The following is a 13789-nucleotide window of genomic DNA, read 5'->3' on the forward strand; positions in this document are numbered from 1 at the left end:
TCAAAGGGTCCCGACCAGCGCCACCACCGAAATCGTGGTGAGAATATCCCGCATCCCATCCATGAAAATCGCCCAGTTGCTGCTCTTGCTGTCAGGGATAAAGACGGTGTCACCTGCGCGCAACACCGGCAACTGACTAAAATCAGGCTCTTTGGCAAAGCCATCGAGATCAAAGCTGCGGGCCTGATCCCCCTGCCCGCTGGCGGCCATGTTGATCACCACGATCTTCTTGATGTAGGCGGTGTTGGTCGGGCCACCGGCCTCAGCCAGCAGATCCAGCAGGGTCATGGAGGAGTCAAAACGGTAGCGACCGGGGCGGGCAATCGCCCCCAGCACCCGAATGGTGTTCTCCTTGGGTTCATCCAGCCAAGGGCGATTCTTCTCTGGCAGGTAAATGGAGTCGCCCGGCATCACCTTGGGCAGCAAGGTTTCATCACCGGTTTCAAAGTACATGGCAAGGTCGAGCTTGCTGACCCGCGCCGTGCTGCCATTGCGGTGGGCAATGCGCACATTGCGCAGATCGGCGGCCGCCGTCGGCCCATCGGCTGCTGACAAGATATCGATAAACCCCAGCTGGTCGTTAAAGGCATAACGCCCCGGCGCGCCGACCTGGCCGAAGATATAGATGGAGCTGTCCGGTGACTGGCGCACCCATTGGGATTTGTTATCGCTGGGATCGGTGGGCAGCTCGGGGATCATGATGGTAAAGCCCGCGCGGATCCGGGGCAGGCTGGCCAGCGCCCCGCCCTGATGGAGAAACTTGTCGAGATCAAACAGGGTCGGCGTGGCCTGGCCCCCCTCGGAGGTGAGGATCTGGACTTTGGCGATATCGGCCCGCTCATTGGGGCCACCGGCGTGGGCAATCAGATCCAGCAGCGACATCTCATCAGACCATTCATAACGACCCGGGATACGCACCGCACCCATCACCATCACCGCCCGTCCGGGCGCCACTTTTAACCAGGACTTCTCGTTAATGTCGGTCTTCTCCGGCACAAAAATCGCGTCACCGGGCTTTATTTGTGGCAATGCCTTTTGGAGGCCCTCGGTATAGGCCTGCAGATCAATGGGCTCCACACTGCCATCGGTGCGCAGCAAGCGGATTTGGCGACTCTCGGCATAGCGGGTCGGGCCACCGGCATTGGCCAGTATATCGAGGAAGGAGTCCCCTTCCCGCCCCTCATAGGCGCCGGGTTTGAACACCTCGCCCATGATGTAGATGGTGCGGGCACCGCGTTTGATCTGCTCTTCATCCTTGGGCACGAAGATGGTGGCGCCCGGAGCCAGATTGGGCAGCAGCTTGTTGTTGCCGGAGTCGAGATAGGCTTTGAGATCGAACAGCTCGGGGGCATCGCCATTGATCACCCGGATCCGCTCAACCCCGGCAAAACGGGTCACACCACCGGCCCGCATCAGCAGATCCACGATGGAGTTGCCACTTTTGAAACTGAAGGCGCCGGGGCTGTTGACCTCCCCAAACACCTTGATCGCCTTGCCGGTATCGCCATCCCCGCCTGCCGCCAGGGTCGCCGCATCAAAATCGATCTGTACGTTACCGATCAACGGGGAGGCTGGCACAAACACCACATCAAGGGATTGCAGCGGTGGCAACACGCTGGCATCGCCGGTATCGAGATAACGTTTGTAGTCAAAACTCGAGACCGTGCTGCCACGGCGCACTTGCATATTGTTGAGCTGGGCCCCGGGCACCAGACCGCCAGCGGCATCGAGGGCCATCTGCACGTTGCCATCGGGGGCCAAATCATAACTGCCGGGTTTTTTGACATAGCCCATCACGCTGATCAACAGCCGCTTCTCCAGCAAGGTGACGGTCAATTGAGAGAGGTTGTTGTAAACCGGTGTGAGGGCGGTGCGGATCAGCTCATCCGCCTGTGGCAGAGTCTTCCCACCCACTACCACAGTGCCAACTTCAGGTAGCGTAATCTCCCCTTGCTTGTTGATCTGGAAAGGCTGATCAAAGGCAGGCTCACCGGGTTGCACTATGGCCAACCGATCACCGGGAGCGAGTAAGGTGGAAGCCAGTAACGGGCTAGTAAATAGCAGCAAGAAAAAACCGATCAATCCTTCGATAGCGCCCCGTTTCATAGACATCCTTTTTGTCTGTTACGTTTGCCCCCATTGTCGCAAGGGGAGCCCTGACCAATCAGTGCTACAGCCCGCAACGGTGGTTTGTTGCAGCCGCAAACGTACTTTTTGTAGTGACTGTGCCAACACCGTCTGACGCCAACCGACCTCAGACCAGAGCCGACCATGCATATCCCGTTCGATATCAATGCGTTGTGATTGTAATTGTTTAAGCTCAGCAGGCATACACTCCCTTAGATGAGATTGCTGTAACTGCACAATCTGCGAATCAAGGGTCTTCTGAGCCTCATCATAACGAGACCAGACTTTTCGTTCATCCTCATTCACCGGAATACGCGTCGGTCTTACCTCGGCCAGTCCGCCGTAACCCGCAGGTGGCCACTGAGTACAACCCGACAGCATGATAGATGACAGCAATAGCCCCCATCGTTTCATGATGCGGCCGCCATCATGTTACGAGCACGCATGTAGGTTTTGAGCGTGTCATGACAAGGGATCACCCTGTCTATATGTAACATTTCCAACAGGTCGTGGGGTTGACCTGGCCCACAAACAAGGGCCATCTGATGCCCGTTCATAATCAGTCTTTTATAGAGAAAAACCAATGCCCCGATCCCTGACGAGTCGATAAAGTGCACATCGCTGATATCTGCCAACACATTGCCGTGATAAGTAGCCAGCTCCTCGAACAACGGACGCAACGCACTGACCGCCATCGCATCGAACTCATTTTCCAGTACCACAACCTGAGTGTCATTAAGGGTGTAAGTCATACTTTCCATGGTTAACTCCTTGTCTATATCCCGGACTGTTCACTGTCATCGCACCCGCCACGTTGCAACTCTCATGCTGCAAGTGTTATGCCGAGTCCAGATTAGTCGACCGGATAACCCGCCATGCTCTCCATATGGTACTCCCACCACCCTACTCTTCACACATCCAGACCCAATTTCAGTTACCAATTTGCAACAAGGCTGCGTATTACCTTGCAAACTGCAACGACAACTGTCACCAAAGAGCACAGATAGACTGAACTCGCCTTAAAAATGCGGTGATACACGTGATATGTAACTCGGCCCAAGTTTTGCTTGCCTCCTGTTACCGGGAGCAACAGTGGTTGTTCTGCGTGTCATCATCGAACAGCTTCAAGGAGGATGTTATGAGACTAGGCCTTTATATCGCACCACTGCTGGGCGCCCTCTGCGGCATCACACAAGCCGCCCCGTCCCTTGAAGATGCGTTGCTCAAGGTAGAGGGAGCGATCGAAAGCCCCACTCATCCCACGTTTTATCTGTGGGATAGCGCCATGCTGGACCAGTTGCCCCAGTATGAAATCAACACCCATACCCCCTGGTATGACAAGGCCAAGACGTTTCGCGGCCCGCGGCTGCAAGACGTTCTGGCCAAGGTCGGAGCAAATGGCACGCAACTCACCATCACCGCACTCAACGACTACTCGGTGCAGGTGCCCGCCAGTGATGCCGCGCAATACCAGGTGATCCTCGCCCGCACCATCGATGGCAAACCGCTCTCGATCCGCGATAAAGGCCCACTATTTCTCATCTATCCATTCGATCAGTATCCGGAGCTGCGCAACAAGCTCTATTACGGTCGCGCCATCTGGCAGATCAGCCAGATCAAGGTCGAGTAGGTCCCACCATGAGATCCCTGGCGGCAAGTCAGCGTTTTCTGGCGGTGGTGCTGTGCGTATTGCTGCTCGCCTTTGCCGGTATTGGCACGATTCAATATCGGCAATTTCAGGATCTGCAGCGCAGCACCAGCCAGGGTGAAGATAATGTGATGTGGAACTACTTCCAGCTCTACAACGAAGCCCTGCGCTTTCAAAATTCGCTACGCCATGAGCCGCAAGCCAAATATCAACTCAGATACGATATTTTGGTGAGCCGCATGGACCTTATTCTGCAGAGCAAGGATCGCTCGCTGCTACAGCAAACCGCGATCTACCAGCAGGCCAGCACGGGGATCCGCCACTACATTGCGCTGGCCGATCGCTGGCTGGGGCCGGAAGGGGCTGAACCGTTAGGGCCTGCCGCCCATCAGCAATTGCACCAGCAACTGGCGCTGTTGCTTCCCTTGTTGCATCAACTGACCCTGGAGGTGAATCAACAGGCCACCCTGTTTGACGTAGCGCGTCGTGACGATGTCAGACAGCAGATCATCACCACCACCCTGATCGCCGCCCTGCAATTTTCCCTGCTGTTCATACTGGCCTTGTTAATCTCCCGGCAGATGAATATCTCGTCGAAGCAACACCAACTGATGCAACAGCTCAACGATAAGCTGACGCGGGCTACCCGCGAGGCCGAGGCGGGCACCCGAGCCAAAAGCAGCTTTTTGGCCAATATGAGCCATGAGATCCGCACCCCGATGAATGGCATTCTCGGGATGCTTTCTCTGCTGGCCGATCGCGATATGGCCCCCCGGGAACGGGATTACCTTGAGACAGCACGCGAGTCTGCCAACCACTTGCTCGGCCTGCTCAACGACATTCTGGATATCTCAAAACTGGAAGAAGGCAAGATAGAGCTGCAGCTCACCCCCCATCACCTGCCACAACTGCTGGAAGATATTCGCGCATTGCTACAAAGCAGCTGCAATGAAAAAGGGATCACCCTCACCCTCACCATTGCCGACGATACCCCCGAATGGTTGATGATCGACCCGCTCAGAGTACGCCAGATCCTGTTTAATCTGCTCAGTAATGCCATCAAGTTCACCCATCAGGGCGCAGTCAACATTCATATTGATAGCACCAGGCTGGAGCAGGAACATTACTCAATACGGGTAGCGATCCAGGACACCGGCATTGGTATGAGCGCGTACCAGCTGCAAAACCTGTTTCAGCGATTTGCTCAGGCAGATGTGTCTATTACTCGTCAATATGGTGGCTCCGGTTTGGGCCTTGAAATATCACGCAACCTGGCACGACTGATGGGCGGAGATATCTCGGTGGCAAGCCAAGAGGGAAAAGGCAGCCTATTTACCTATATATGGCCAGCTCAAGCCACCACCCCCTCCATTGTCTGCCTGCCCGCCAAGCCTGCGGATCAAGAGCGCTACCGCATCTTGCTGGTGGATGATAATGCCACCAACCGCAAGGTGATCGGCGCCATGCTCGACTCGGTTGGCCATCAGGTCACCCTTGCCGTACAGGGGGCTGAAGCGCTGGAGAAACTGGCTGACGCTGACTTTGATCTGGTGCTGATGGACGTGCAGATGCCCATCATGGATGGCCTGGCCGCAACCACACACATTCGGACTTCCCAGCACCCGTGGGCAACTATCCCCATTATCGCTTTAACCGCCGATGCCATGCCCGAGTCCAAGCAGTACTACTTGTCACACGGCATGAATGGCTACATCACCAAACCGATCAATAAAGAAACCCTGCTCAACGAGATCAACAGACAAGTCTCACGGGGCCTGTATCAGCGCAATCACACCCACCCTCGTCATGGATAGCGCCCAGCGTTGGGGTCAAAAACCGTATGCCATGGGCAGGGGCTTGGGTGGTTAGAAGAAATGTGACATACAGACTGTGTTTCTAAGACATTGAAGACAAATGAATCCAGCCATGCTCTGCTTGCTGACAGTCCAGTTTGTCTCGGGTATGCAGGGATTTTTTGATCTCTTTACGACGACCACAGGGGGACGTGGTGATTTTCCGGTAATACCTCCCCCGCTTCACTGCATGGCGTAACCAGATAGAAGGTGATGCTCTAGCTAAATAATGAGAGACGGGATAGCGCACTCCATCTCCATACATACTGGATGTTTATTTTCATAATTTTAATGCATCAATAACCACTCTTAATGCCGGTGAAACATTCCGGTGGGGATAATAGAGGTACAGACCTGCCAGACGATGACTATAGGGTTTCAATACCTGAATTAAGGTGCTGCACTCAAGCTCATCACTCACCAACTCCTCTGGCACATAGGCCAGTCCCAGCCCCATTTTAGCGGCAGCCGCTTCCATGTAGCTGTCAGAGAAGACCCACTGCCCCTGTGGTCGATGCTTAATCGACTTGCCCTCCTGCCACAGTTCCCATTGATAGAGGCTGCCATCGGCAAACTGATAAGCAATACAGGGATGTCCCGACAAATCGGCCGGTGTCTGCGGGAAACCGTATTGAAGAAAATGATCCGGTGTGGCCACCATCACCATCTCCAGATCCGGTGTAATGCGCACGGCCACCATCCCCTCATCCACCTCATCGCCTAGCCGCACGCCGGCATCAAACCGCTCATCGATGATGTTCACGAAGCGACTTTCACTAATGAGTTCCAGCCGAATATCTGGATAACGTTGCCTGAAGATGGCCAGCTTCGGCAACAGCACCTTATCGATGGCATGCTGACTGGCGTTGATACGTACCGTGCCTGAAGGAATGTCACGATAGTGCGCAAGCGTGGCCAGACCCGCATCGAGAGACTGAAAACAGCCCTGCGCCGTACGGTACAACTGCTCACCCGCTTGGGTCAGAGAGAGGCTGCGGGTAGTGCGCACTAGCAGTTGCACTCCCAGGCGAGCCTCGAGATCCCGAATCGTTCGGCTGACCCCGGACTGGGCAAGCCCCAATCTGGCGGCGGCCCGGGTAAAACTGCCTTCCCGAGCGACCAGCATAAAGACGTGGAGATCGTTGTAATTCTCGCGTCCTGTCATCTTGTTCACCCCACTATATTTCTGTCCGCCACGACCAGCGTCTGACACGTTCATTCAGAACATATAGGCATGAATATTATCAAAATACTGCCTCTAATCATCATTAATTGTTCTAACTAGAATGTGTGTCGTGGGTCACAAAACCAGCCCCCACCATCAGGACCACGCATCAGAAATCCGATTTAGAGGAACTTTGCCATGAATGTTCTCCCCAAAAAACTAACCGCCATCGCCTCTGCCTTGCTGCTGGGTGCAGCATTAACCGGAGTCTCCACAATGAGTGATGCCCAAACCACCAACCCCACTGAACCAGTTTCCATGGTGACCCAATGGGACAAGACCTTTGCCCAGAGCAACAAGGTTGATCATCGCAAGGTCACCTTCAAGAACCGTTACGGCATCACCCTGGTGGCTGACCTCTATCTTCCGAAAAACCGGGATGATGCCAAGCTGGCAGCCATTGCCATGAGCGGCCCGTTTGGTGCGGTGAAAGAGCAGTCAAGCGGTCTGTATGCCCAGACCCTGGCCGAACGTGGCTTTGTCACGTTGGCGTTTGACCCCTCTTACACCGGTGAAAGTGGCGGTCAACCGCGCGATGTGGCCTCGCCCGATATCAACACCGAAGATTTCAGCGCAGCCGTTGATTTCCTCGGCCTGCAACAAGAGGTCGACCGCAACCGTATCGGTCTGCTGGGGGTTTGCGGTTGGGGCGGCATGGCCCTCAATGCCGTCGCTGGCGACACCCGCATCAAGGCGGTGGCGACCAGTGTGATGTATGACATGAGTCGGGCTATTGGGCACGGTGTGGGCGATGGCAAGGATCGCTACTCCACTGCCGATCGCCGCGCGGTGCTGACATACCTGAATGAACAACGCTGGAAAGATGCAGAAAGTGGCACCTATGCCCATAGCAACCACGACCTCTATGTCGATGAGAAGGGCAATGTCACGGCCGCCGCCCGCACTCTTCCAGAGGCGCTGCCGGACAACCCGCATCCGGTGCTCAAGGAGTTCTTCGATTACTACCGTGTGCCGCGCGGCTTCCACACCCGCTCGGTGAACTCCAACGGGGCCTGGACCACCACAATGCCGTTGTCGTTCATGAATATGCCGCTGCTGAGCTATGCCAGCGAAATCGCCATTCCCACCCTGATCGTGACCGGTGAGCAGGCCCACTCTCGCTATTTTGCCGAAGATGCCTTCAAGGCCGTTGGCAGCCAGCAAAAAGAGCTGGTCGTCGTGCCAGGCGCCAATCATGTCGACCTGTATGACAACCAGGCTGGCAAGATCCCGTTTGCCAAGTTCGAGCAGTTCTTCAAGACCAACCTGAAGTAAGCGTCGAAAACGCGGCGAGCTCTTCGCCGCATTTTCTCATCGGTTACTACGCCACCCTTCGCGCCACATTGAGAGAAGAACAATGACCAGAGGAAAGTTCGCCAGCGCGATGACCCTATTGCTGGTGGTGACCAGCACAGCAGCCGCACGTGCTGAGGATCAGAACAGGACAGAGAGTATGAACATCAAGATGACGATAGCCGGCCAGATCATCACGGCCACCCTGGAAGAGAGTCTCAGCGCACGGGACTTTTTTGCCATGCTCCCCCTGACGCTCCCCCTTGAGGATTACGTCGGCACTGAGAAGATTGCCTATCTGCCACGCAAATTGACCACACAGGACGCCCCAAAGGGTATAGACCCGGACGTGGGGGACATCACCTATTACGCCCCCTGGGGAAATCTGGCGATCTTCTATCGGGATTTTGGCTATTCAACCGGACTGATCAAGCTGGGGCGCATTGAATCGGGTCTCATCCACCTTACCACCACCCCGGCCGCCAGCATCACGATTGAAGCGATCGAATAATCCCATGTTTTACTTTCAGGTCATCTCATGAACACCACATCTTTATCATCCCGCACGCCCGATATCATCAGCGAACACTGGTCTGCAGTTGCCGCAATGTCGCTGTGCGTGGCACTACTCATTGCCGCCGAGTTCATGCCAGTCAGCCTGCTGACGCCGATTGCCGCAGATCTGGGTGCCAGTAACGGCATGGCTGGTCTTGCTATTTCCATTTCCGGTCTGTTTGCTGTCCCAACCAGTCTGCTGATCGCCACCCTCTCTCATAGACTGGATCGGCGCCATGTACTCATGGGGCTGGCCGCTCTGATGCTGGCCTCTCTGGTCGCTATTGCCCTGAGCCCCAACTTTGTCGTATTGATGATGGCGCGCGCTCTGCTCGGGATCGTCATCGGCGGTTTTTGGGCGCTGGCAACTGCCACCATCATGCGGTTGGTCTCCAGCCAATCCGTCCCCAAAGCGCTGGGTATCATGTATACCGGCAATGCGGTCGCGACCGCTTTTGCGGCCCCCATTGGCAGCTACCTTGGCGGACTGATCGGCTGGCGAGGGGTATTCTGGCTGCTGGTACCGCTGGTGGTTCTCAACCTGTTGTGGATGGCACTCAGCTTGCCTTCAATACGCTCACAAACATGCCCACCCAACGTATTTCGCCTGATGCGACGCCCCAATGTGACATTTGCCATCATGGGCGTGATGCTGACCTTTGCTGGCGCCTTCAGTGCTTTTACCTATTTCCGCCCCTTTCTCGAGACGCGCACCCAAGTCAGTCTGCCGCAACTATCGGCGCTGCTGCTGGCTTTGGGGCTGGCCGGTTTTGTCGGCACCACGGCGGTTAGCATGCTGTTGCGCCGTCATCTTTACCGGATGCTACGCTGGTTGCCGTTGGTGCTAGGCGTTATCACCCTGGCGCTGCTGATGGTGGAGCATCACTTCTGGGGCGTGGCGATGATGCTGATCCTGTGGGGCGCCCTTAACTCCGCCATTCCCGTTGCCTGGTCAGCCTGGATCACCCAAGGCATTGCCGATTCGCCCGAAAGTGGTGGCGGCCTGATGGTGGCAGCTATTCAGCTGGCGATCACGTTGGGAGCCGCGGTGGGAGGATGGCTGCTGGATTCTCTCTCTATCAATGCCACCTTTATGGGGAGCGCCCTGTTGCTGGCCGCAGCCTCTCTGGTGGTAGGCAATGGCAGACGACTCAAGCCCGCCATGCTTGGCCGATAGGCCAGTGAGCTGGTGATGGCGTGCACAAAGCTTGTCTCGGGTATGCAGGGATTTTTTGATCTCTTTACGACGACCACAGGGGAGCATGGTGACTTTCCGGTAATACCAGATGCCGTGGGGACTGAGCCAGAGATTCATTGATGAGCTCCTCGTCGTCCACACAAAGTGGATGACCAAGGGCTTTAGAAAGGTAACTTATTGAATTGCAGAAACAAGTGGTGGCCCTACCAGCCACATCCCGGCACTCGAGTCCCCCACCTTGGCTGCTACCTTCCGGTCCTGACCAGGTCGACGGGTTATCAATGCGAGAGGACCAATAGGACCACCGGCGAGGAGAATAGGCAAACTGGGCTCTCAATGCAACGGCTTTCTACCTTCCAATAGTTCGTTTGCCTTATTTTTCAACAATCTGCCGAATGAATCAGCTATACAGCATGAACTTGGCCCCCACCAGCAGCATCAACAGGGCAAATGCCTGCTTGAGCCGCTTGGGTGACAGGCGGTGTGCCAGTTTGGCGCCAATGCGGGCGAATTGGGTACTGGTCAGCACAATCCCCAGCAGGGCGGGCAAATAGATGTAGCCAACACTCCACTCGGGCAGGTCGGCATGACCCCAACCGGCATAGAGGTAGCTGAGACTGCCCGCCAGCGCGATGGGCATGCTGCACGCAGCGGACGCGGCCACCGCATTGCGCATCGGCACACTGTTCCAGGTGAGGTAGGGTACGGTCAGTGAGCCGCCACCGATGCCAAACAGTGCCGACATCCAGCCGATAATAGTGCCAGCAATACCTGTGCCCAGCGGCCCCGGCATATGGCGCTCCGCTTTGGGCTTGAGGTTTAGCCCCATCTGCAGCGCCATGCTCCAGGCGAAACAACCGATGATGATATTGAGGGTGCTGACACTGAGCAGATTGGCGGTCATGCCACCCAGCCAGCCCCCGATCAACATGCCAGCCCCGAGTCGGCGGATCATCACCCAGTCGACGGCGCCGGCCTCCCGATGGGCCCGCAGCGAGCTGAAACCGGTGAAGATCATGGTAGGTAGCGAGGTACCAAGGGCCAAGTGGGTGATGATGTCAGGGTCTACCCCCTGGGCGCGAAACGTCATGACCAGCACCGGCACTATGATCAGCCCGCCGCCAATGCCAAACAGCCCTGCCAGCATTCCCGCAAAAGCCCCCAGCAGGAGGTATCCCATAAACAGCATAAAAATTCCTGTCATAAACGAAAAATGACCAAAACGGCCCGGCTACAAAAAAGATCCCCATGAAAAAAGAGATGGCCCTTGGGCCATCTCTTTGGGTGCCTGTCAGTTCAAGGGAATGGTCCCGTCCATCACCTTGTAGAAGGCCAGCACGGCGCAACCGAGCAGGGCCGCCGTCATCCCCTGCTCCAGCCGGTTAAGGCCGCGCAGACCATGGTGCTGACGCGCCTTCCAGTAGATGAAGATACCCGGGCTATAAAGCAACGCCACCAGCAGCAGATACTCGACACCAGCAGCATAAACCAGCCAGCAGCCGTAGACGGTCGCCACCAGCGCCAGCATGAGATCCCGTTTGCGCTGATGAGGCTGACCCTCATAGGTCTCCCCTTTCAGTGCCAGCTTCAGGCCATAAGCGCCAGAGAAGACATACGGCACCAGCGCCGCCGAGGTGGCGATATTGACCAGCGCCAGATAGGTACTGCTCTGGAAGTAGATGATGATGAGGAACACTTGCACCAGACAGGTCGAGCACCAGAGCGACACCTGAGGTGAGCCGTTCTTGTTCTCCTTGGCAAACCAGCCCGGGAACACGCCGGTCTTGCCCGCAATGTAAGGCACTTCAGCGGCCAGCACGGTCCAGCTCAGCAAGGCGCCCATCACCGAGATAACCAGACCGATGTTGATGAGCCAGGCACCCCATGGGCCAACCACAGCCTCAAGGATCATGGCGGTAGAGGGGTTTTTGAGGGCGGCCAGCTGGGGCTGACTCATGACCCCCAGCGAGAACAGGGTTACCATCACGTAAAGCGCCAGCGCACCAAGCAGCGCCAACACGGTGGCACGGCCCACATCCTTGCGATGACGGGCACGGGCAGAGACCACCACGGCCCCCTCAATCCCGATAAAGACCCAGAGTGTCACCTTCATGGTGGACTTGACCTGATCCATCACCGAGCCCAGCTCCATGTTGTTCTGGCCCCAGATATCCAGGGTGAAGGTGTCCATATTGAACGCCAGCAGCACAGCGACACAAAAGACGATGAGCGGCACCATTTTGGCGATGGTGGTGACAATATTCACCAGCGCCGCAACCTGGATCCCGCGCAGCACCAGGGCATGCACCGACCAGATCAGGATCGAGGCAAGGGTAATGGCGACCGGTGTATTGCCATCACCAAAGATGACGTTATCCGGTGTATCAAAGAAGTAGCTCAGGGCGCTGAACACCACGATGGCGTAGGAGACGTTGGCCAGCAGTTGGCAAAGCCAGTAACCCCATGCTGCGTTGAAGCCGATAAAATCGCCGAAACCGGCTTTGGCATAGCTGAAGATACCGCCATCGAGATCAGGGCGGCGCATGGAGAGGTTCTGATAAACCAGCGCGAGACAGATCATGCCAAGACCGGTGATGGCCCAACCCAGGGCGACAGCCCCGGCACTGGCATGAGCAGCAATGTTTTGTGGCAGACTGAAGACCCCGGCGCCGACCATGGAGCCGACCACCAGCGAAATGAGGGCGCCAAGCCCTAGTTTCTTATCCATCTCAATCCTGTCTACTTAGGCGGCGGCAGAGCATCCGTATTCATACTGCGCGCAATATGGGCGGGGGTAGAAATCCAGACCCCGTGAAAAAGGCGGCAACTATATTGCATGACTATTCCGACCGCAATCCCTCGACCCGTCAATCATGCACAGCCTTGACCGCGCGCAATTCTACAGCACTGATCCAGATGGCCTGTGAGCTGGCTCAAATTAACCAAGACTTCTTGATATTTATCAGTTTCTGCTGTGTGGAACTAATCCGGATGAACCCCATGCATCCCCATGCAGCTTGCTGTTGTATAAATAATCTGCATAAAAAAGCCCCGGTGGAAACACCGGGGCTCATTGTGTAAAGCGCTATAAACGCAAACCGCCATCCAGTTCTATCATCCGGCCCGACAGATAGTCGTTGGAAAAAATAAAGCTGACCGTATCGGCCAGTTGCTGCGCCTCGCCAAGGGTGCCGACCGGAATGGCCTGCTGCATCCTCGCCATCGCCTCCGGCTTCATCGCCGCCGTCATGTCGGTGGCAAACACCCCGGGGGCGATCCCCATCACCCGAATACCGTGGCGCGCCAGCTCCCGCGCCCAGGTCACCACCAGCGAGGCGACCCCCGCCTTGCTGGCGGCATAGTTGCTCTGGCCGATATTGCCGGCGCGGGCAATGGAGGAGATATTGATGATAACGCCCCCCTGCCCCCCTTGTGCCATCAGCGCCGCCCCTTCGCGGCCGCAGAGGAAAGTACCGGTGAGGTTGACGTCAATCACGCTCTGCCACTGGGCCAGCGTCATCTTCTCCACCAGCGCCCCCTCTTTCACCTTGATCAGCATGCCGTCGCGCAAAATGCCGGCGCAGTTGATGAGGCCATGCAGCACGCCAAAGCGCCCCTTGATAGCGGCAAAAACCGACTCGACCTCGGCTTCGCTCGCCACATTGCAGACGAACAGCTCGCACTGGCTATCTTGATCGAACTGATCATTCTGACTGCGCACCATAGCGGCGGTCGCCTCCAGATCGGCGTGATTGATGTCGAGCAGCGCCAGCGTCGCCCCCTGTGCGCCCAGGGCAAGGGCGATGGCTCGCCCCAAGCCACGTCCGGCGCCGGTAATAACGATGACCTTATCTTTGATATCCATCAATGCTCCTTGTAGCAGGCAGATG

At 56.4% G+C, this 13789-nt stretch carries 11 protein-coding genes and 1 other RNA gene; 5 read left to right on the forward strand and 7 right to left on the reverse strand.

The window, feature by feature from the left end; genetic code table 11:
* Entirely contained in the window at positions 1–2106 is a 2106-nt protein-coding gene (locus tag CK911_RS07905; RefSeq protein ID WP_098969560.1) for an SLBB domain-containing protein, read from the reverse strand.
* 431 nt (positions 2107–2537) lie between these two features.
* Complete coding sequence (locus CK911_RS07915; protein WP_042020833.1) at positions 2538–2888, reverse strand: STAS domain-containing protein; 351 nt, start codon at positions 2886–2888, stop codon at positions 2538–2540.
* A 377-nt stretch (positions 2889–3265) separates the two neighbouring features.
* Between CK911_RS07915 and CK911_RS07920 the strand changes: the two genes are divergently transcribed.
* Together CK911_RS07920 and CK911_RS07925 are read left to right on the forward strand one after the other, a co-directional pair.
* On the forward strand, positions 3266–3757 hold the full coding sequence (locus CK911_RS07920) for a molybdopterin-dependent oxidoreductase (RefSeq protein WP_098969561.1): 492 nt from the start codon (positions 3266–3268) through the stop codon (positions 3755–3757).
* Between the two features lie 8 nt (positions 3758–3765).
* The gene (locus CK911_RS07925) at positions 3766–5589 is read left to right on the forward strand and encodes a response regulator (RefSeq protein WP_098969562.1); all 1824 of its coding nucleotides are present in this window, start codon (positions 3766–3768) and stop codon (positions 5587–5589) included.
* Between the two features lie 319 nt (positions 5590–5908).
* Here the strand turns inward: CK911_RS07925 and CK911_RS07930 are convergent, their stop codons facing one another.
* Positions 5909–6793 (reverse strand): LysR family transcriptional regulator, encoded by an 885-nt coding sequence (locus CK911_RS07930; protein ID WP_098972538.1) that lies wholly within the window; start codon positions 6791–6793, stop codon positions 5909–5911.
* Positions 6794–6991: 198 nt separating this feature from the next.
* Between CK911_RS07930 and CK911_RS07935 the strand changes: the two genes are divergently transcribed.
* The 3 genes from CK911_RS07935 (at position 6992) to CK911_RS07945 (ending at position 9878) form a co-directional block, all read left to right on the forward strand.
* Complete coding sequence (locus tag CK911_RS07935) at positions 6992–8128, forward strand: alpha/beta hydrolase (protein WP_098969563.1); 1137 nt, start codon at positions 6992–6994, stop codon at positions 8126–8128.
* Positions 8129–8210: 82 nt separating this feature from the next.
* Positions 8211–8657 carry a cyclophilin-like fold protein gene (locus tag CK911_RS07940; RefSeq protein WP_253860400.1) on the forward strand — a complete coding sequence of 149 codons (447 nt, stop codon included), beginning with the start codon at positions 8211–8213 and terminating at the stop codon, positions 8655–8657.
* 27 nt (positions 8658–8684) lie between these two features.
* The gene (locus CK911_RS07945; protein ID WP_098969564.1) at positions 8685–9878 is read left to right on the forward strand and encodes an MFS transporter; all 1194 of its coding nucleotides are present in this window, start codon (positions 8685–8687) and stop codon (positions 9876–9878) included.
* A 222-nt stretch (positions 9879–10100) separates the two neighbouring features.
* On the opposite strand, the gene ffs is transcribed toward CK911_RS07945, so the two are convergent.
* The 4 genes from ffs to CK911_RS07970 form a co-directional block, all read right to left on the reverse strand.
* An RNA gene (gene ffs / locus CK911_RS07955) (signal recognition particle sRNA small type) lies at positions 10101–10197 on the reverse strand.
* A 102-nt stretch (positions 10198–10299) separates the two neighbouring features.
* Positions 10300–11088, reverse strand: coding sequence for a sulfite exporter TauE/SafE family protein (locus CK911_RS07960; RefSeq protein ID WP_098969565.1), 789 nt, complete (start codon positions 11086–11088; stop codon positions 10300–10302).
* 102 nt (positions 11089–11190) lie between these two features.
* A complete protein-coding gene (gene arcD / locus CK911_RS07965; RefSeq protein WP_042020842.1) occupies positions 11191–12627 on the reverse strand; it encodes an arginine-ornithine antiporter in 1437 nt (478 codons plus the stop codon).
* Between the two features lie 357 nt (positions 12628–12984).
* Positions 12985–13764, reverse strand: coding sequence for an SDR family oxidoreductase (locus CK911_RS07970; protein ID WP_098969566.1), 780 nt, complete (start codon positions 13762–13764; stop codon positions 12985–12987).
* Positions 13765–13789: the final 25 nt, after the last annotated feature.

It is taken from the genome of Aeromonas sp. CU5 (assembly GCF_002586745.1).
Taxonomy (GTDB): Bacteria; Pseudomonadota; Gammaproteobacteria; order Enterobacterales; family Aeromonadaceae; genus Aeromonas; species Aeromonas sobria.

Bases quoted from the DNA above. Each gene is read 5' to 3' on its own strand.
- CK911_RS07905 (WP_098969560.1), bottom strand. From the start codon at position 2,106: ATGAAACGGGGCGCTATCGAAGGATTGATCGGTTTTTTCTTGCTGCTA.
- CK911_RS07915 (WP_042020833.1), bottom strand. From the start codon at position 2,888: ATGGAAAGTATGACTTACACCCTTAATGACACTCAGGTTGTGGTACTG.
- CK911_RS07920 (WP_098969561.1), top strand. From the start codon at position 3,266: ATGAGACTAGGCCTTTATATCGCACCACTGCTGGGCGCCCTCTGCGGC.
- CK911_RS07925 (WP_098969562.1), top strand. From the start codon at position 3,766: ATGAGATCCCTGGCGGCAAGTCAGCGTTTTCTGGCGGTGGTGCTGTGC.
- CK911_RS07930 (WP_098972538.1), bottom strand. From the start codon at position 6,793: ATGACAGGACGCGAGAATTACAACGATCTCCACGTCTTTATGCTGGTC.
- CK911_RS07935 (WP_098969563.1), top strand. From the start codon at position 6,992: ATGAATGTTCTCCCCAAAAAACTAACCGCCATCGCCTCTGCCTTGCTG.
- CK911_RS07940 (WP_253860400.1), top strand. From the start codon at position 8,211: ATGACCAGAGGAAAGTTCGCCAGCGCGATGACCCTATTGCTGGTGGTG.
- CK911_RS07945 (WP_098969564.1), top strand. From the start codon at position 8,685: ATGAACACCACATCTTTATCATCCCGCACGCCCGATATCATCAGCGAA.
- CK911_RS07960 (WP_098969565.1), bottom strand. From the start codon at position 11,088: ATGCTGTTTATGGGATACCTCCTGCTGGGGGCTTTTGCGGGAATGCTG.
- arcD (WP_042020842.1), bottom strand. From the start codon at position 12,627: ATGGATAAGAAACTAGGGCTTGGCGCCCTCATTTCGCTGGTGGTCGGC.
- CK911_RS07970 (WP_098969566.1), bottom strand. From the start codon at position 13,764: ATGGATATCAAAGATAAGGTCATCGTTATTACCGGCGCCGGACGTGGC.